15 protein-coding genes are annotated in these 17,637 nt (G+C 60.7%); 7 read left to right on the plus strand and 8 right to left on the minus strand.

Translation table 11 applies throughout. The features are described 5' to 3' along the window. Positions 1-171: 171 nt before the first annotated feature. Positions 172-1,353, minus strand: a complete 1,182-nt coding sequence (gene hmpA, locus AB4N84_RS05265; RefSeq protein WP_074755944.1) for an NO-inducible flavohemoprotein — start codon at positions 1,351-1,353, stop codon at positions 172-174. A gap of 293 nt (positions 1,354-1,646) precedes the next feature. On the opposite strand from hmpA, the gene AB4N84_RS05270 reads away from it, so the two are divergent. The 5 genes from AB4N84_RS05270 (at position 1,647) to AB4N84_RS05290 (ending at position 5,306) form a co-directional block, all read left to right on the plus strand. Beyond that, complete coding sequence (locus tag AB4N84_RS05270) at positions 1,647-2,543, plus strand: chemotaxis protein CheV (RefSeq protein ID WP_074755946.1); 897 nt, start codon at positions 1,647-1,649, stop codon at positions 2,541-2,543. Between the two features lie 41 nt (positions 2,544-2,584). After that, positions 2,585-3,046, plus strand: coding sequence for a GNAT family N-acetyltransferase (locus tag AB4N84_RS05275; protein WP_460045481.1), 462 nt, complete (start codon positions 2,585-2,587; stop codon positions 3,044-3,046). A gap of 53 nt (positions 3,047-3,099) precedes the next feature. Then, positions 3,100-3,423 (plus strand): hypothetical protein, encoded by a 324-nt coding sequence (locus tag AB4N84_RS05280; protein ID WP_074755950.1) that lies wholly within the window; start codon positions 3,100-3,102, stop codon positions 3,421-3,423. A 158-nt stretch (positions 3,424-3,581) separates the two neighbouring features. Further along, positions 3,582-4,334, plus strand: coding sequence for a YkgJ family cysteine cluster protein (locus AB4N84_RS05285; protein WP_460045483.1), 753 nt, complete (start codon positions 3,582-3,584; stop codon positions 4,332-4,334). A 9-nt stretch (positions 4,335-4,343) separates the two neighbouring features. After that, positions 4,344-5,306, plus strand: a complete 963-nt coding sequence (locus AB4N84_RS05290) for a GlxA family transcriptional regulator (RefSeq protein ID WP_460045485.1) — start codon at positions 4,344-4,346, stop codon at positions 5,304-5,306. A 36-nt stretch (positions 5,307-5,342) separates the two neighbouring features. Here the strand turns inward: AB4N84_RS05290 and AB4N84_RS05295 are convergent, their stop codons facing one another. From AB4N84_RS05295 to AB4N84_RS05325, 7 genes are all read right to left on the minus strand, one after another. Beyond that, the gene (locus tag AB4N84_RS05295; protein WP_460045486.1) at positions 5,343-5,579 is read right to left on the minus strand and encodes a hypothetical protein; all 237 of its coding nucleotides are present in this window, start codon (positions 5,577-5,579) and stop codon (positions 5,343-5,345) included. A 118-nt stretch (positions 5,580-5,697) separates the two neighbouring features. Continuing rightward, positions 5,698-6,690 (minus strand): fimbrial protein, encoded by a 993-nt coding sequence (locus AB4N84_RS05300; RefSeq protein WP_460045488.1) that lies wholly within the window; start codon positions 6,688-6,690, stop codon positions 5,698-5,700. A gap of 2 nt (positions 6,691-6,692) precedes the next feature. Continuing rightward, a complete protein-coding gene (locus tag AB4N84_RS05305; protein ID WP_460045489.1) occupies positions 6,693-7,514 on the minus strand; it encodes a fimbrial biogenesis chaperone in 822 nt (273 codons plus the stop codon). Beyond that, positions 7,511-9,949, minus strand: coding sequence for a fimbria/pilus outer membrane usher protein (locus AB4N84_RS05310; protein WP_460045490.1), 2,439 nt, complete (start codon positions 9,947-9,949; stop codon positions 7,511-7,513). Before AB4N84_RS05310 ends, AB4N84_RS05305 begins: the two co-directional genes overlap by 4 nt. Before the next feature lie 269 nt (positions 9,950-10,218). Next, positions 10,219-10,974, minus strand: a complete 756-nt coding sequence (locus AB4N84_RS05315) for a fimbrial biogenesis chaperone (protein ID WP_460045491.1) — start codon at positions 10,972-10,974, stop codon at positions 10,219-10,221. Between the two features lie 61 nt (positions 10,975-11,035). After that, positions 11,036-11,620, minus strand: coding sequence for a fimbrial protein (locus AB4N84_RS05320; protein WP_074755964.1), 585 nt, complete (start codon positions 11,618-11,620; stop codon positions 11,036-11,038). Between the two features lie 1,067 nt (positions 11,621-12,687). Continuing rightward, positions 12,688-13,017 carry a hypothetical protein gene (locus AB4N84_RS05325; protein WP_460045492.1) on the minus strand — a complete coding sequence of 110 codons (330 nt, stop codon included), beginning with the start codon at positions 13,015-13,017 and terminating at the stop codon, positions 12,688-12,690. 295 nt (positions 13,018-13,312) lie between these two features. Between AB4N84_RS05325 and AB4N84_RS05330 the strand changes: the two genes are divergently transcribed. Both AB4N84_RS05330 and AB4N84_RS05335 read left to right on the plus strand, forming a co-directional pair. Continuing rightward, complete coding sequence (locus AB4N84_RS05330) at positions 13,313-14,485, plus strand: efflux RND transporter periplasmic adaptor subunit (RefSeq protein ID WP_074755968.1); 1,173 nt, start codon at positions 13,313-13,315, stop codon at positions 14,483-14,485. Continuing rightward, positions 14,482-17,616 carry a multidrug efflux RND transporter permease subunit gene (locus tag AB4N84_RS05335; protein WP_074755970.1) on the plus strand — a complete coding sequence of 1,045 codons (3,135 nt, stop codon included), beginning with the start codon at positions 14,482-14,484 and terminating at the stop codon, positions 17,614-17,616. The genes AB4N84_RS05330 and AB4N84_RS05335 overlap by 4 nt, the downstream gene beginning before the upstream one ends. Positions 17,617-17,637: the final 21 nt, after the last annotated feature.

Here is a 17,637-nt window from a genome sequence, read left to right on the forward strand (position 1 = left end):
GATGGTGACCATGCCCGAATTACCCGAACATTAAGCCTGACACGTAACAATCGACCGACACCCAACACAACCCCTTCTATATATAGAAGCATGCGACGCTTTGCCGCAGGGACCGATCGCCGCACCCTTCCTTATATATAGAAGGATGCGGCTTTATGTCGCACCGCCAAATCACTCCAGCGCGGAAGCCGGACCGAAGAACTCGTAACGCGCTTGTTTTTCAGGCACGCCTGCCGCTTTGAGTTGGCGCTTCATCGCGGCCATGAAACCCTTCGGCCCCAGGAAGTACACATCAGCGTCGCGGTCCACTGGAAGCCACTGCTCCAGACGTGCCTGGTCGAGCAAGCCAACTGCATGGGCAGCCGGGCTGACGCCGTCGTCTTCGCTGTAGCAGTAGAAGCGCTTGAGCTGCGGGTGTTTGCCCGCCAGCGCTTCGATCCAGTCACGGAAGGCGTGAACCGAACCGTTGCGCGCGCAGTGGATGAAGTGAATCGGACGCTCGGTTTCCAGAGCCGCTTCCAGCATGGCCAGCGTCGGAGTAATCCCGACACCCCCACTGATGAGCACCAGCGGCTTGTCGCTGTGCGCCAGGGTGAACTCGCCCGACGGCGTGAACAGGTTGATGCTGTCGCCCACGTTCAATTGGTCGTGCAGGTAGTTGGAAGCACGGCCACCCGGTTCACGCTTGACGCTGATGCGGTACTGGTTATTGCCCGCCAATGCCGACAGCGAGTAGTTGCGGCGGATCTCTTCGCCGTCCAGAAACAACTGCATGCCGATGTACTGACCGGCGGTGAACGCCAGGATCGGCTGCCCATCAGCAGGCTCGAAGTAGAACGAAGTGATCTCGGCGCTTTCCTGCACCTTGGCCGCGACCTTGAACTCACGAGCACCGCGCCAGCCACCAGGCGCTGCCGCCTTCTCGTCGTAGATGGTTTTTTCAGCGCCGATCAGAATGCCGGCCAGTTGCCCGTAGGCATTGCCCCAGGCATTGATGACTTCGTCGGTCGCGATCTCGGCGCCCAGCACTTCGCGGATGGCTTCCAGCAAGCACTCGCCCACCAGCGGGTAATGTTCCGGCAGGATTTGCAGGGCGACGTGCTTGTTGATGATCTTGGCCACCAGATCGCCCAGTTGCTCGAGCTGATCGATGTGGCGGGCGTACATCAGCACGCCGTTGGCCAAGGCGCGGGGCTGATCGCCGCTCGCCTGGTGCGCCTGGTTGAAAAGAGGCTGAACCTGCGGGTATCGGGTGAGCAATTTCTTGTAGAAGTAAGTGGTCAGGGCTTCGCCGCCGCTTTCCAGCAGCGGCACGGTCGATTTGACGATGGCACGATCCGAAGCATTCAACATGATTGACTCCTGAGACTCGGTTAGTAAGGACTACCTTGGGTATATCAGGAAGCGTGCCAGATATTATTTCCTTATAAATCAGACACCTACTGAACAGTGGTCAATATGACCCGATCTCGCCGATGGTCATAACGACATCCGACAGGTCATTTCGACTGCACGGTTTCGCGGCAGCAACCACTCAGGTCTTTGCCAAAAGCGTTAAAGCCTGCCCGCGTGGGGTCGATAAACCGTCATCGACAGCTGATTGCTCGCATGAGAGGCGATCAGACACCGCATGACAGAAGGTTCATATGTCCAAAAACGTCCGTGCAGATTCACTCTCGCTTCTGCTGTTCACGTTACGCAGCGGAAAGCTGATGGCGATCAACCTGCTCAAGGTCAGTGAAATCATTCCTTGCCCTCCCCTCACCCGCTTGCCGGAGTCGCACCCGCACGTCAAAGGTGTCGCCACCTTGCGCGGCAACTCGCTGTCGGTGATCGACTTGAGTCGCGCGATTGGTGAGCGTCCTTTGCTCGACCCGGACGGTGGTTGCCTGATCGTCACCGACGTCAGCCGCTCCAAACAGGGCCTGCATGTGCAGGCGGTGAGCAAGATCGTCCACTGCCTGACCACCGATATCCGCCCGCCGCCTTTCGGTTCGGGCAACAAATCGTTCATCACGGGCGTCACCCAGGTGGACGGCACGCTGGTTCAGGTGCTGGACATCGAGAAAGTCATCCATGGCATCGCGCCGGCGCGGATTGCTGTCGAACCGACCGAGCTCAGCCCTGAAGAGGTTGAAGTATTGACCAAAGCGCGGATTCTGGTAGTCGATGACAGCCAGGTGGCGCTGCAACAGTCGGTCATTACCCTGCGCAATCTGGGGATCGAATGCCACACCGCCCGCAGCGCGCGGGAAGCCATCGATCATCTGCTCGATTTGCAAGGCACGGCGCAGCAGATCAACGTGGTGGTGTCCGACATCGAAATGTCCGAAATGGATGGCTATGCCTTCACCCGCACCCTGCGTGAAACGCCTGACTTCCAGGAGCTGTATGTGCTGTTGCACACCTCGCTGGACAGTGCGATGAACGCCGAGAAGGCCAAGGCCGCTGGGGCCAATGCCGTACTGACCAAGTTTTCCTCGCCCGAGCTGACACGATGCTTGATCGAAGCCGCCCGCACAGTCGAAGCCCAAGGGATCTAAGGCCCGGCCCCACCGCCGCGTCCACCGGTCATTACTGGTTGATGCGTCGGGACCTGACACTTCCACGGCGTCCGGTGATTTGGCCGGAAGCGCTGCACGAGGTGCCGTTCGATGCCGAGAACGCACCGGCGGTTCACCGCTTGTTGGCCTTGGGCACGCAGCACGGCGGCGGACGGGTCGCCGAACTCACCACTTGGTTGAACGCTTTCGAAAGCGATCCTGAATTTGATCGGGCGCTGTGTTTTGTCGTGGAAGACCCGCTCGGCGTGGTCGGCGTTGCGCAATGCTGGACCAGCGCCTTTATCCGCAATCTGGTGGTCCACCCTCGCGTGCAAGGGCGAGGCGTGGGCTCGGCCCTGCTGGCGCGCGTGTTCGAAGCCTTCGCCCAGCGAAACGAGGGTCATGTCGATCTGAAAGTCATGGAAAGTAACCTGACGGCCCGACGCCTGTATGAACGTGTCGGCATGCACTATGTGCAGCGCAGCGAACTGGAACCCCGATAGGCCACTCTAACTCGACGTCATACACGCTCATAACGACGACGATGGAGATTTGCATGAAGACCACCACCCTGTTGCTGCTGGCGCTGACTGCTTTTGCGGGCCAGGCCAGTGCCTCAAGCCCGGACGCATGGAAGGCATTCGACAAAACGTTGGTCGACAGCTGCGTTGCCGCCAGCTCGCTGAAAAACGCCAAACCCGCAGGGGCGCCGGCCATGTTCGATGACAGCGTCGGCTATAACGCGCTGCTGATCAAAGGTCAGTACAAACAGGCGTTCATGAAGAATAAAACGGGCACCGAGCTTTGCCTGTACGACCGCAAGAACAAGAAAGCGCTCATCACCGAGTGGGACAACGTCACCACGTTGCCAAAGAAGTAACGCGCTTACGCCTTCAGCCAATGTGCAGCGCCGATGAAGAATGGGCGCTGGCGCATAACTTGCTGCAATTCCCGCCAACGTGAAAAACACACCCGCGATGACAGATTGCCAACGCGGGTCAGGCGCTTTTCTTTCGAATTGGCGGGTCATTTTCTTCAATGAACACTCAGTTTTCCTGTGTCGGTTGCGGCAAGTGCTGCACTGACCACCACGTCCCGCTCACCCTGTCCGAAGCCGCGCAGTGGGCGGCTGACGGCGGTTCTGTGATCGTCCTCACCGAGGCGTTTCTGGCGGACGGATACGGTGTGCCTGCCGAGCAGCTCACTCACGCCACCCGACGCTCGCATCCGGTCAGCAGTGGAACCGCGCAGGCGATGGTCGCGATCACCTTTGCCGCCTACAACGCCGGTCGATGCCGAAATCTTGACGCAGAGAACCTCTGCCGCATCTACGAACGTCGCCCGTTGGTCTGCCGGATTTACCCGATGGAGATCAACCCTCACATTCCCCTGCGCCCCGAGGCAAAAGACTGCCCGCCCGAATCCTGGGAACAAGGCCCGGACCTGATCGTCGGCGGCCAGTTGGTGGATCATCAACTGATGGCACTGATCGAAGCCTCACGGCAGGCAGACCGCGATGACATCGCCCGCAAGCAGGCGATCTGCATGTCGCTGGGGATCAATACCACCGCGCTCAAGGGCAACGGTTTCGTCGCCTACCTGCCCGACATGAACGCCTTTGCTGCTGCGGTTGAGCAATTCATCACCGGCGAGTTGCCACCGACTGCCGACGACGGCTGGCATTTTCGCGTTGCCGGTGAGGCCGCCACGCAGGCATTGGCGCGAGCCGGCGCCCGACTGGAGACAGCAGAGTCGATGAGCTATATGTTCATCCCTTTGCAGAGCGCCTGAGACTTTTCGATGAGACGTGTAGCGATCGTGCTGTTTCCCCACGTGCAGTCTCTGGACGTCGCAGGTCCGCTGGACGTGTTCGCCGAAGCCAATCGTTTCGTCGCCGAAGACGATGGCTATCAGATCACCACCATCGGTGCCGCGCCCTATCCGATGCTCGCCTCGAACGGCATGCCGCTCGGTGCCGAATACACGCTTGAGACTGCGCCGAAGCACGTCGACATCTTGCTGGTGCCCGGCGGGCCGCGCCTGCCCGAAGGCATCGAAATGCCCAACATCACCGCGTGGCTGCGAGAGGCCACGCCGCTGGCCGGCCGCTACGGCTCGATCTGCACAGGCGCCTTCATTCTCGGACATGCCGGGTTGCTGGATGGCAAACAGGTCGCCACGCACTGGAGCCACGCGCAACAGCTGGCCGATTTGTTCCCGCACGCGCAGGTGGAGGCGGATCGCATCTACGTGCGTGATGGCACGCTGATGACCTCAGCGGGCGTGACGGCCGGAATCGACATGGCTCTGGCGCTGGTCAGCGAAGATCACGGGCCGGCGATTGCCCTGGCGGTGGCCAAACGTTTGTTGGTGGTTGCGCAACGTCAGGGCGGACAGTCGCAATTCAGCCCTTACCTCACCGCATCGGTGGACGACGACTCACCGGTGGCAAAGATCCAGCGCTATGTCATGGAGCACATCGGCGAGCCGTTTTCGGTGGAGCGTCTGGCCGAAGTCGTGGCGATGAGTCCGCGCAGCTTTGCCCGCGTGTTCGCCCGCGATGCGAAAGTCACGCCTGCCGAGTTCGTGCAGCGCGCGCGAATCGACGCGGCCCGCCGTTTGCTGGAGGGCAGCGAAATGGCGATCAAGGCCGTGGCGTATCACTGTGGTTTCGGCAGCGCGGCGCGGATGCGCCTGATCTTCAGCCAGCGTCTGGGCGTGACGCCAACGCAGTACCGGGACAGTTTTCGCAAGGAAGGTTGAATCGTCGGTGCCGATTGGGCGGCATCGACATTTGAATCAGCGCTTGCCCATTGAGCGACGGGTGCCGGACGGTGCGGCGCCTGGGCGTTTGTCGTGGTTGGATTTACCCGGCCCCTTGTAGTGCGCCGGATTCTTTTTGGCCTGCATCAGCTCACCCGGCTTGAACGGAAAACTGAAGGCTGGGATCTCTGTTTTCTTTGCCTCTGATTCGGCACCGGCCTCGACCGATTCGACGTCAACGTCAAGCGCTGGGGTGTGTTCGGGGGTGGTCATGAAAGCTCCAGAATCGCAAAACGGTCGAAGGATGAACAGGCAATGCCCGCAAGGCGCGCAGCATACCTGAATCGTCGTGCAACCGCCTGTGACAACCGAGCAACGGCCTGTTTACCGCCTATTTGTAGAACAGATCGACCATCACCTCCGCCGAGAACGGGCCTGGGGTCGGCGTGTTGGTTTGCCACAGCAGCTCGGCATTGAAGTCGGCGGTTGCCGAATAATCGTCACCGAGCAAATGGGTGGCGTGAAACGGCTCGTTGTAACGCACCGGGTTGTTGTTGCGTGCATTCGTAATGCGGATGCCAATGCTGTCGTTGTTCGTGGGCACCAGCACATCGCCAGACAGCGTGCCCGACACCGGGGTAAAACGCGCATTGAGGCTGAACGGCGAATCGCAGATTCGGCTGGTCGCCAGGGCAAATCGCTGAAAGGTCGCCACCTCGCCCACGCGCACATTTCTGATCGCCACATCGCCAAACTCGACCGTTTCCGGCATCACCCGCAACTCGGCGTTGCACGCGACAAAACGCAGTCCTCTGAGGTCGTTGATGACGTAATTGAGGTTGTTGTCCGGCACCGGATTCATCCCGCTGCCACTGTCGATCTGAAACACACGGTAATTCAACACATCACTGGCCACGCCCGAAGGCGGCGTCGGCCCGTACTTCTGGATGAACACCGAGAACGGCAGGTTGAAGCTGACAGTTGGACAGGCCGTAGTCCGCCCGGATGCTTCACTGCATCCGGGCAGTGTCTGCTGTGCAGGAATTCGCCCATTGCTTTGCAGGTAGTCGATGCCGTTGAGGGTGAGCCCGGCGCGAATACCCTGACCGATCTGCAGGTTGTCCGGATTCAAGTAAAGAAACACCTCCTCTGCGCCCCCTGGCTGCTCCCTCGCGCATTCGACGGCAACATTCAGTCGCTCGGAACGCCAGACCACACTGGCATCGGGCAAGGTCGCCGGAATCGCGACGCTGCTGCTCAAGTCAGCACGAATTACCGCCTCACCCGAACCCTGTGTTTTACAGGTCATGGCCATGCCGGTCACAGGCAGCGCCAGGCTCAGAAGAAAGGTCGGACACCATCGGGTAAAAGAAAACGTCGTCATGGTCAGCATTTCTCCATCGTTGAATCGGCGGCAGGCACTGCGGTGGTGACTGCGGTGGGCGGTGCGGTAAGGGCTGCGGGTGACTCAGCACCGGGTGTGCGCAGTCGTGCGTTGAAAGGTTGATCGCCTTGGGCTCGGGCACAGAAATCGCGTTGACCGCCGTAATCGGTCAGTGCCTTGAACGCCAGGCGTCCCTGAGCTGAGCGGCTGCTCGCAATCGATCCCCAGGTCAGCGAACGCTCGGACAGCGGCTCGATCAGCAGGTATTCGCTGACCTTGTGGCCCTCGAATTCGAGGTCTTGCAACGCCACGTAGAACGGCGTCGGATTACGCACTCGGAGCGCGTGGTCGTCTTTGGCCGAGCGCTGCCACTCAAGGTTTTTCGCTGCATCGGCGGGATCGCCCGGCAACGAATCAGGGCGGTAGAACACGTTGATTCGTTGCCGTATGGCAATGCTCAATTGCTGAGGGGCTTCACTGCGACGCGGCACCTCCAGCACGTACAGGTGCAGCAGTGATTCACGATCCCCCGGCATGCCGACGCCCTCGTAAAGGAGGCGCAACGTCTGTTTGCCTTGCGCTGGCAGTTGCGCGAGGTGCGGTGTCACCACGAACGGCAGGTCGGACGCTACAGACGGCTCGGCGTCAGGTGTGCTCAGCCAGGCTTGAATCAGAGTGCTGGTGGTTCCAGGATTGCTGACCTCGATGCTCGATTCACGGAACCGGCCATCGAACACCAGGCGCGTCCCCGCCAGCGATACCGCAGCCTCCACGCCGGTGCTGGAAAACGCGGATGCTGCGCACAACAGGCACGCCCACTTCATTGGCACACCACTTTGACGCGATCGTAAGTGCGTTGCGGGTTTCGGGCCGGCAGATCGAAACGCGCCCGACAGTGCTGATCGCCCCATCTGACGCGTAACTCGCCACTGTCCTGCTCGCTCAATACCAAGGCCCGACTGCCGGGATCGACGGCAGCCAGGAGTTTTCCATTCTCGTCTTCCACGACAGCGCCGAGCGGTATAACGCTGCCGTCGGCGCGCAGCAGTTCGAACTGCACACGCCGGCCAATCGATGTCTTGAAGCTGACCCGTGGCACCGCACCGCGACGCGGCACCACCTGCGTCACCGCATTGTCCAGTTCGACATCCGCACCCAATGCCCGGGTGTCGAGGCTGACCCAGTTGGCGCGATAGGGCTGGGCGTACGGCAGAATTGCGTAGCCGTTATCCGCCGTTTCAACCTGGCTGAAATTGGAGAGCTTCGCGCCACCAACCCCTTTGACCTCGACCAATGCAAAGGTGTCGCCCAGCGGTTGACCGAGGTTCACGCCGCCTGCATGAGCGACCACCGACCCGGACGCGCCAACACTGAGGGCGCGGTAGTCACGACCCTGACCGTATCCCGTATCGAATCGACCATACGGCGTCGTGGTGCTCAGTTTGCCGAATCCGGCCGAGCCCGAGCGATTGTCGTGACCGGCCTGCACCGAATAGAACGTATTGCGGTCATCGAAGACCTGGCCGTTGAGGCCGGTCTGCATGTCGTAATCGCCAGCACTGTCACGCACTGCGTTCAAGAACGCGCGCGACGCGCCAGGACTGTCACCCAGAGGAAGGCTGAACGTCAGCGCAATACGGTTATCGGTCTGACTGTCGCCGTCACGCTCGAACGCCTGGTTGCGCTCCACCGACAGGCTGTAACTCAGGCTGCGCCACGCGGCGTTCCAGGACAGATAGAACTGTCGCGTCTTGCCCGCTCTGTCCCAGTAACGTTGTTCTGAGCCGATGAAGCTCAGTGAGCCGGACTGTTCGGGCAGCGCCTGCGTCAGGTTGAACTCGACACGATCCTTGGCCCGCGCCGACGCCGTGCCGTTGCGGGCGTGCAGGGCTTCGACGTGCTCATCGAGGGTCCGGTATCGGTCGGTGGAGTAGCGATAACCCGCCACCGCCAACGTGGTGTTGGTCAGGTCCAGCGTGTTGGCATACCGCACGCGCAGGCTTTGCCCGCTGTAGCGTTCACGCCGCTGCTGACTGAGTGACTGCGTGAGGTCCAGCGACACAGCGCCCACGCCGGTGTTGACGCCGGCGCCGACGTTGCCCGCCTGATAATCCTCGGCAACCTGAAGGCCACCGGCCGCCGTCACTCGCTCGGTCAAGCCGTAAATCAATGTGGTACTGGCGAAGTTCGGCGCCTGACCGCCGTCGTTGCTGTCGTACTGCCCTGCCGCGACGCTGTAACGCAACGCGCCCTTGGGCACCATGATCGGGAGCGATGCATAGGCCTGGACGAACACCCGCTTGCGGCCGTCCGCCTCGACCACGGTGATTTCCAGATCGCCATTGGAACCGCTGGGGTAGATATCAGAAATCTCGAATGGGCCGGGAGACACATTGCCGCTGTAGAGCATGAAACCGTTCTGGCGGACCTCCACCGTTGCGTTGGTCTCGGCGATGCCTCGAATGACCGGCGCATAAACGCGCTCGCTGTCAGGCAGCATCCCGTCGTCGGACGCCAGTGTCGCGCCGATGAACCGGACGCTGTCGAACACCTGGGAATCGGTGAAGGTTTCACCCAACGTCAGTTGGCTCTTGAGTGCGCTGATGTCGCGCTGCGCAAAGGTCCGGTTGCTGCGAAACCGGTAAGGCTGCGCATCTCCATAGACCAGCGAGGACTCGTTGCGCAGTCGCCACGCCCCCAGGTTAAAACCGTTTCGCAGCCCCAGGTAATACTGGTCCTGCGTCTGATTGCCCCGGGTGCGCCGCGCACCGCTGAAACTGTAATTGACGAAACCGACCGTTTCGCCTTCGTCCCACAATTCCGGCGGCACGTAGCCACGCGCACTGCGCGACATCATTGACTGAGGAATGCTGATACTCAGGCGCAGACTCGCGGGCTGGTACTCGACGTGTGCGAACGCCACGTTTGCGGGCAGATCGAAGCACGCACCGGACGCGTCGGCTGAGCGCTTCATGTCGTCGATGTTCATGCCGAACTGGTGCAGCATCTCCAGCGTCAGACAGGCTTGGACCGCACCGCTGACCGGGTTGGCGACAAAGCTGATGTCACGTCGCCCGGTCAGTGCCCGGTTGACGTAGACGTCCACACGGTACGTGCCGGGCACGACGCTGTTGCCTTGCAGAAAGGTGTTGAGGTCTGCCGGCTGGTCCGTGCCTTGAATGAATGCCGTGTTGAATTTCACGGGGGCGGCACCCTGGTTCCCCGCGTCGGTCATCGCCATCGACCCGCTGCTGACCATCCAGGCTGCGGTGGCTATACAGGCCGGCAGGGCGTGACGTCTGAGCGTCCGGGGAGGTTTTGCCGTGCACGTCCGAGTGCCTGGCGCTACTGCTTTCGAGGGACATCCCTTGTTGTTCTTGTCTCGCCGTTCCATTAGCTGGTTTCACTCGTGTTCTGAGTCTCGATGCGCCGCTGATTCCTTTCTCGCAGGCGCGCGAAGCTGAAGCCGGAAAACAGGTCCGGCCCGAAAAATGGGTCAACGAAAAAATCCCGACCAGCGTGTCACTGCTAGTCGGGATGAGGCTCGGCCTTACTGGCCTGGGTCACTCGTTCACTGGACACCCTGGCGTGATAGGGCTCCTGAGCGCCGAAGTCGTTGATGCTGATGAAGGACAATTCCACCGGTCCACCCGGCGCCGAAGGGCCCAATGGCAACTGGATTCGCTGCCGTGGGGCGAGCATCCGGCTGTCCTCTTGAAACATGACGTGCCCGTTTTTACGGGCCTCAAGCTTGATCATCGAGACGTGATAAGGACCGGGGTTGCTCACTTCAATGAAGCCGCCAGCCACGCGCCACTGCAGCGCTTGCGCCGCTTTCAGCGGGTCTTCAACCAAACCTTGCGGCCGGTAAAACACCTTGATGCGCTGCCGGATCGCGATCTGCAGCTCATTTTCGTTGGCGGCCTGAGGGATCTCCTGAACGTTGAGCCAGAGTACGGACTCGCGGTCGCTTGCCAGACCCTCGCCTGAATACATCACCCTGATCAGCTGTTTGGCATCGCCCGCCATTCGCGCCAGCGGCGGGGTCACGGCGAACGGTGGCGTGTCCGGGGAGACGCTGTCGGTGCCGCCTTCAAGCCAGGATTGCGCAAGGATGTCGCTCGTCCCGGTGTTGTGCACGATCAGACTGACTTCTTTGTTGCTGGCCGGGTAAATCAACCGTGTCGTGTTCAGCACGATGCCGGCGTGAGCTTGCGCGGCCAGCCCCATCGCCAGCCCGGAGCAGATCCACAAGGCGGAGCAACGAAAAAAAGTAGAAAACATGATGGAATCGTCTCAGGTTCAGAGGTAGGCGGAGCGAGCATCGCTCACCCCGCCTGTTGCATCACTGATAGTCCATCACGAACGGCAGGAAGCCGTCGGCATTGCCAGGATTGGTCGCGGCGCCGTTCAGCACATACACCGCGCCGAAGTTGATTTCAGCGGTGGCGCCGTCAGCGCCATCCTTGATCAGCGGAGTATCGATGGTTTCATTACCGCTCAGGTCCATCAGCTGATTGGAGGCGTTGAGCAGGCCGATGCCCACACCGTCGGCAGCGCCAGTGGTGCGCAGCAGTTTTTGGTCCAGATTATCGAGGCCGCTGCCCTGACGTGCGATGAAACGCATGTTCACGGTGTTGTACTGCGAGGCACCGCCGGTGCAGTTGACCAACAATTGAATCGGCGACGCGGTTTCCAGTTTGTTGTCGGCGAAGCGGCCGATATCGGAGAAAGAAACGTTGCCCAGATCGACGTTGATTTCGCCCGGGTTGTTGCCCGGGCTTGCGCCAGTGCCAGCACCGATGTCGCAGGTGATGTTGGTGAGGGTGCCGTTAAAAACCAGCTTGCCGTTGTTTGCAGCGTGGGCCGTACCCGATACGCTGAACCCCATTGCGGCCACGATAGCCAGAGAAAGAGAAATCTTTTTCATGTTAACGACGTTCCTTGTGTCAATTCGTGTGTGCCCTAGAGGACGGCGAGAACTATAAGCGGACGGGTGATTGGCGGATGTCAGGCTTTCTACCTTGAACCTGCAGAATCTACAGTGCGGCGTGCCAGACGTTTCCGTAGGATCTGGCAGAGCTCAGCTGTACCTGGCGGCTGGCGTGGTCTGTAGGGTAATCGCCGAAAAAAAAGGTGCGCCGACCTTTGCAGCTGATTTGTAAGGATTGGCGTGGGGCGGGGGCGAGGATGGCGCCTTGGGAGCCCAGGCGCGGGAGTGCGATCTGTCGGTTAGTTTGGGTGGCGCTGGAGGGTTCTGGCTAACGCCAGACCTGTTCCGCCTTCGGCGGGTTACTTGAAAAGACCCCAAGTAACCAAGGGTTGGCTCCCGGTTGGGCCCGACTTCGTCGGGTACCTTCACTCCGGCGACGCTCCGTGGGCCCGCGCCGAACGGACATCCATGTCCTGACGGCGCTCTCGCGGCATCCATGCCGCTCGACCCACTCCACGCCGCCTGCGTTCAGCCTGCACCCAAGTCGCATTTTGTGGTGTCCGGACTGTCGCGCTAGAAAAGCAAAATCAAAAGCATCAGATGACGGGATCCTGTAGGAGCGCGCTTGCCCGCGATCTGCCGCGCAGCGGTAGCAAAATCAGGCGCCTCAGTTATGCCTGACACACCGCATGTACAGGTTTTGCTGCCGCTACGCGGCAGATCGCGGGCAAGGTGGAGCGCCACCCCGGTCGCTCCTACATAGACAGCGCCGTCAGGACATGGATGTCCGTTCGGCGCGGGCCTAAGGAGCGTCGCCTTCGTTACGGAATCTCGACGAAGTCGAGGCCAAACCAGGGGCCAGGACGCTGGCTGACTCTTGAAACAAAGAGGGGTGTCCTTTCAAGTAACCCGCCGAACGCAGAAGAGTTTGGCCGTTAGGACAAACCAAGCCATCAGCGTCACCCCAGAAAGTCGAGATGCACACCATCCAAGTCAGCTTGGTGTGCGCCGCATCCGGACGAATGCGGCGTGTCGTTCAACATTGATGCGTAGACTCACCGCCCTTACTGGTAACTCAACGTCACAACGCCAATCCGCTCACCCGCGATAACCGAAGAGCGTTCGAGATAGACGGCGGACACCGGCGTCAATGCCCCACCACACGCATCGTCGCGCGAGGCAAGTTCCACTTTGAGGCTGTCGCTGACCTGCAGCGTCTTGACGGTATCCGCCTGCTGGGCAGCGTCGAGAACCCTCGGCTCACACCCCGCATTAACAAGCCCACCGTGAAACCTCAGTGCGCTTTCTGCCGCCGAAGCGACCGGTCCGGCCAGAACCCAGGCCCCCACCAACGCGATCGAAAAAAACACCGAGACTGTCTTTTTACTGTTCATCGCCATACTCCGCAGTGAAGGCCCGCTTTTAGAAGTCGAGCCAGGGACAGCCAGCCAGAAAAATCACGAACATCGCTGTAGGAATTGTCGTTATTAAGCTAGATCCCGTTGATCGAAAATCGTGCCCTCTCTCTGGCTATCGCCCTGTTGCGCCGTTTCTTTACGCCACTTCATGCTCCGCCCTATTCCGGCTGACAATATTGACAGGTAGCAGTCATTTTGCTGACCGGGTCGAAGGGTTATAAAGGAGGCTCTCGATTACCTGCCTCCACACTTTCGCTGGCGTTATCCCCGTATGCACAAGAAGAAAAACTCTGTGATTGCCGTTGCCGGACTGGCGTTGCTTATTGCGGTCGGTGTCTGGTTTTCCACGCGTCCGGCCGAAAAGAAAGTCAGCGCTCCTGCGGCCGTGCCGGTTCAGGTGATCAACGTCATTGAGGAGGACGTGCCCCGCTACGTGACCGGCATCGGGTCGGTGCTGTCGCTGCAAAGCGTGGTGATTCGTCCGCAAGTGGACGGCATCCTGACCAAACTCCTGGTCAAGGAAGGGCAACAAGTCAAAAGCGGAGATCTGCTGGCGACCATTGACGACCGTTCCATTCGCGCAGCACTGGAGCAAGCGAAGGCGCAACTGAGTCAGAGCCAGGCGCAACTCGACGTGGCCCAGGTGGACCTCAAACGCTACAAGTTACTGACCGTCGACAACAGCATCTCCAAGCAGCAATACGACCAGCAGCAAGCCTTGGTCAATCAGCTCAAGGCCACCGTGCTGGGCAATCAAGCCTCGATCAATGCGTCACAAGTACAGCTTTCCTACACCCAGATCCGCTCTCCGGTGACGGGTCGCGTCGGGATTCGCAATGTCGATGAAGGCAACTTCCTGCGGGTCAGCGATGCCACCGGTCTGTTCTCGGTGACTCAGATCGACCCGGTCTCGGTGGAGTTTTCCCTTCCACAACAGATGCTCCCTACGCTGCACGATCTGCTCGCGTCCACGACGCCTGCCCCGGTCAACGCCTATCTCGGCGAGGGCGCGACGGGCACGCTGCTGGGCGAAGGCAAATTGACGCTGATCGACAACCAGGTCGCGGCGACCACCGGCACCATTCGCGCCAAGGCCACGTTCGACAATGCCGCCGAGAAACTCTGGCCCGGTCAGTTGGTGACGGTGCGTATCCAGACGGCGCTGGATCGCAATGCACTGAAGGTGCCGCCACAAGTGGTGCAGCGCGGCATCGATCAGCATTACGTGTACCGCGTCAAAGGCGACAAGGTTGAAGTGGTCCCCGTGAAAGTCGAGTACCAGGACAGCGACCTGATGCTGATCAGCGGGGTCAACGTCAACGACGTGCTGGTCAGCGACGGGCAGTCACGCCTCAAGGATGGCGCTCGCATCGAAGTGGTCAAAGCGCAGGCGGTTGATACGCTGGCCGCTGCTGCCGGTAGCGCAAAAGGGGCGGCCAAATGAAGGGCCACGGTTCGATCTCCGCCTGGTGCGTGAATCATCCGATTGCCACGGTTCTGCTGACCTTCGCGCTGGTGCTGTTGGGGTGTATCGCGTTTCCTCGCCTGCCGGTCGCCCCCTTGCCGCAAGCGGAATTTCCGACCATTCAGGTCTCGGCGACCTTGCCCGGCGCCAGCCCGGAAACCATGGCGTCCTCGGTGGCCACGCCGCTTGAAGTGCAATTCAGTGCCATTCCCGGCATGACCCAGATGACCTCGAGCAGTGCGCTGGGCTCGACCAACCTGACCCTGCAATTCACCTTGGACAAGAGCATCGACACCGCCGCTCAGGAAGTGCAGGCGGCGATCAACACGGCATCGGGGCGGCTGCCCGCCGACCTGCCGACGGCTCCGACCTGGCGCAAGGTCAACCCGGCCGACAGCCCGGTGCTGATCCTCAGCGTCAGTTCCAACCTGATGCCCGGCACCGAACTGAGTGACATTACCGAGTCCCTGCTGGCACGCCAGCTGAGCCAGATCGACGGGGTCGGTCAGGTCAACATCACCGGCCAGCAACGTCCGGCGATTCGCGTTCAGGCGGCGCCGGAAAAGCTCGCCTCCATCGGGCTGACCCTGGCGGACCTCAGGGGCACGTTGCAGCAGACCAGCCTCAATCTGGCCAAAGGTGCGCTGTACGGTAAGGACAGCATTTCGACCCTGGCCTCCAACGACCAGTTGTTTCAAGCCAAGGATTACGAAAACCTGATCGTTTCCTACAAGGATGGCGCCCCCGTTCACCTGCGCGATGTCGCGCGAGTGATCAACGGTTCCGAAAACGCCTACGTCAAAGCCTGGTCCGGCGAGCAGCAAGGCGTGAACATCGTGGTGTTCCGCCAGCCCGGCGCCAACATCGTCGAGACCGTGGATCGCGTGCTGGGTGAACTGCCCCGGTTGCAGGAAATGCTGCCGGCTTCGGTCGATGTCACGGTGCTCAGCGACCGGACCAAGACCATTCGCGCGTCCCTTCACGAAGTGGAAATGACCTTGATGATCGCGATCATACTGGTCATCGCGGTGATGGCGCTGTTCCTGCGCCAGCTCTCGGCCACACTGATCGTGACGGCCGTGCTCGGCGTGTCGCTGGTCGCCAGCTTCGCCCTCATGTACGTGCTCGGATTCAGTCTCAACAACCTGACGCTGGTGGCGATCGTGGTGGCCGTCGGCTTTGTGGTCGACGACGCCATTGTGGTGGTGGAGAACATCCATCGACACCTGGAAGCCGGCGAAAGCATGCGTGACGCCGCGATCAAGGGTGCTGGCGAAATCGGCTTCACGGTGGTGTCGATCAGTTTCTCGCTGATCGCCGCGTTCATTCCGTTGCTGTTCATGGGCGGTGTCGTCGGGCGGCTGTTCAAGGAGTTCGCCCTGACCGCGACGTCCACCATTCTGATCTCGGTGCTGGTCTCGCTGACGTTGGCCCCGACGCTGGCCGCGCTGTTCATGCGCGCGCCCAAACATGATGCCCACGCCAACCCAGGTTTCGGCGAAAAACTGTTGGCGCAGTACGCCCGTGGGGTGCGTTTCGCTCTCGCCCATCAGCGCACGATGCTGGGCATTTTCGGCCTGACGCTGGTTCTGGCCGTGGCCGGGTATGTGTTGATCCCCAAAGGTTTCTTCCCGGTTCAGGACACCGGCATGGTGCTGGGGACCAGCGAGGCGGCGGCGGATATCTCGTACCCCGACATGGTCGAGAAACACAAACAACTGGCGAAAATCATCGCTGCCGATCCCGCCGTCAAAGCGTTCTCACACTCGGTCGGCGTCAGCGGCAGCAACCAGACCATCGCCAACGGCCGGGTCTGGATTGCGTTGAAAGATCGCGGTGATCGTGACGTGTCCGCCAGCCAGTTCATTGACCGCATCCGGCCCAAGCTGGCGAAGATTCCGGGCATTGTCCTGTACCTGCGCGCGGGCCAGGACATCAACCTGAGCTCCGGCCCGAGCCGCGCGCAATACCAATACGTGCTCAAGAGCAACAACGGCGCGCTGCTGAACGAATGGACGCAGAAGCTGACTGAAAAGCTGCGGTCGATACCCGCCTTCCGCGACCTGTCCAACGACCTGCAACTGGGCGGCAGCGTGACCCATCTGGACATCGACCGCAGCGCCGCTGCACGCTTCGGGCTGACCACGGCGGATGTCGATCAGGCGCTGTACGACGCGTTCGGGCAGCGTCAGATCAACGAGTACCAGACCGACATCAACCAGTACAAAGTGATTCTGGAACTCGAACCGCAACAACGCGGCAAGGCCGAAAGCCTGAATTACTTCTATCTGCGCTCACCGCTGACCAACGAAATGGTGCCGCTGTCGGCGCTCGCCAAGGTCGGCGCACCGAAAATGGGCCCGTTGTCGATTGCTCACGACGGCATGTTCCCGGCCGCCAACCTGTCGTTCAACCTGTCGGCGGGCGTGGCGTTGGGTGATGCCGTGGTGCTGCTCGATCAGGCGAAGAACGAGATCGGCATGCCGGCCTCGATCATTGGCAACTTCCAGGGCGCCGCCCAGGCGTTTCAGAGTTCGCTCGCCAACCAACCCTGGTTGATTCTGGCCGCGCTGGTGGCGGTGTACATCATTCTCGGCGTGCTGTACGAAAGCTTCGTGCATCCGCTGACCATCATCTCCACCCTGCCCTCCGCCGGCATCGGTGCCCTGTTGCTGCTGTGGTTGATGGGACAGGATTTCTCGATCATGGGCTTGATCGGTATTGTGTTGTTGATCGGCATCGTCAAGAAGAACGGCATTCTGTTGGTGGACTTCGCCCTCGAAGGGCAGCGGCATCGCGGCCTGTCCCCGCAGGACGCCATTTATGAAGCGTGCCTGACGCGCTTCCGGCCGATCATCATGACCACTCTGGCGGCGCTGCTGGGCGCACTGCCATTGATGCTCGGCTATGGTGTCGGTGCTGAACTGCGTCAACCATTGGGCATCGCGGTTGTCGGTGGTTTGCTGGTGAGTCAGGCGCTGACGCTGTTCACCACGCCGGTGATTTACCTGCAACTGGAGCGAATCTTCCACCGCAGGCACCCGACCTCGACCCCGACGCCGCCACCGACGGAGAAAAAACCGACGGCCATGCTGGTGGCCGAAAAGTAAGCATCCGACAGCAAGAATCGA

It is taken from the genome of Pseudomonas sp. S2_H01, assembly GCF_054668305.1.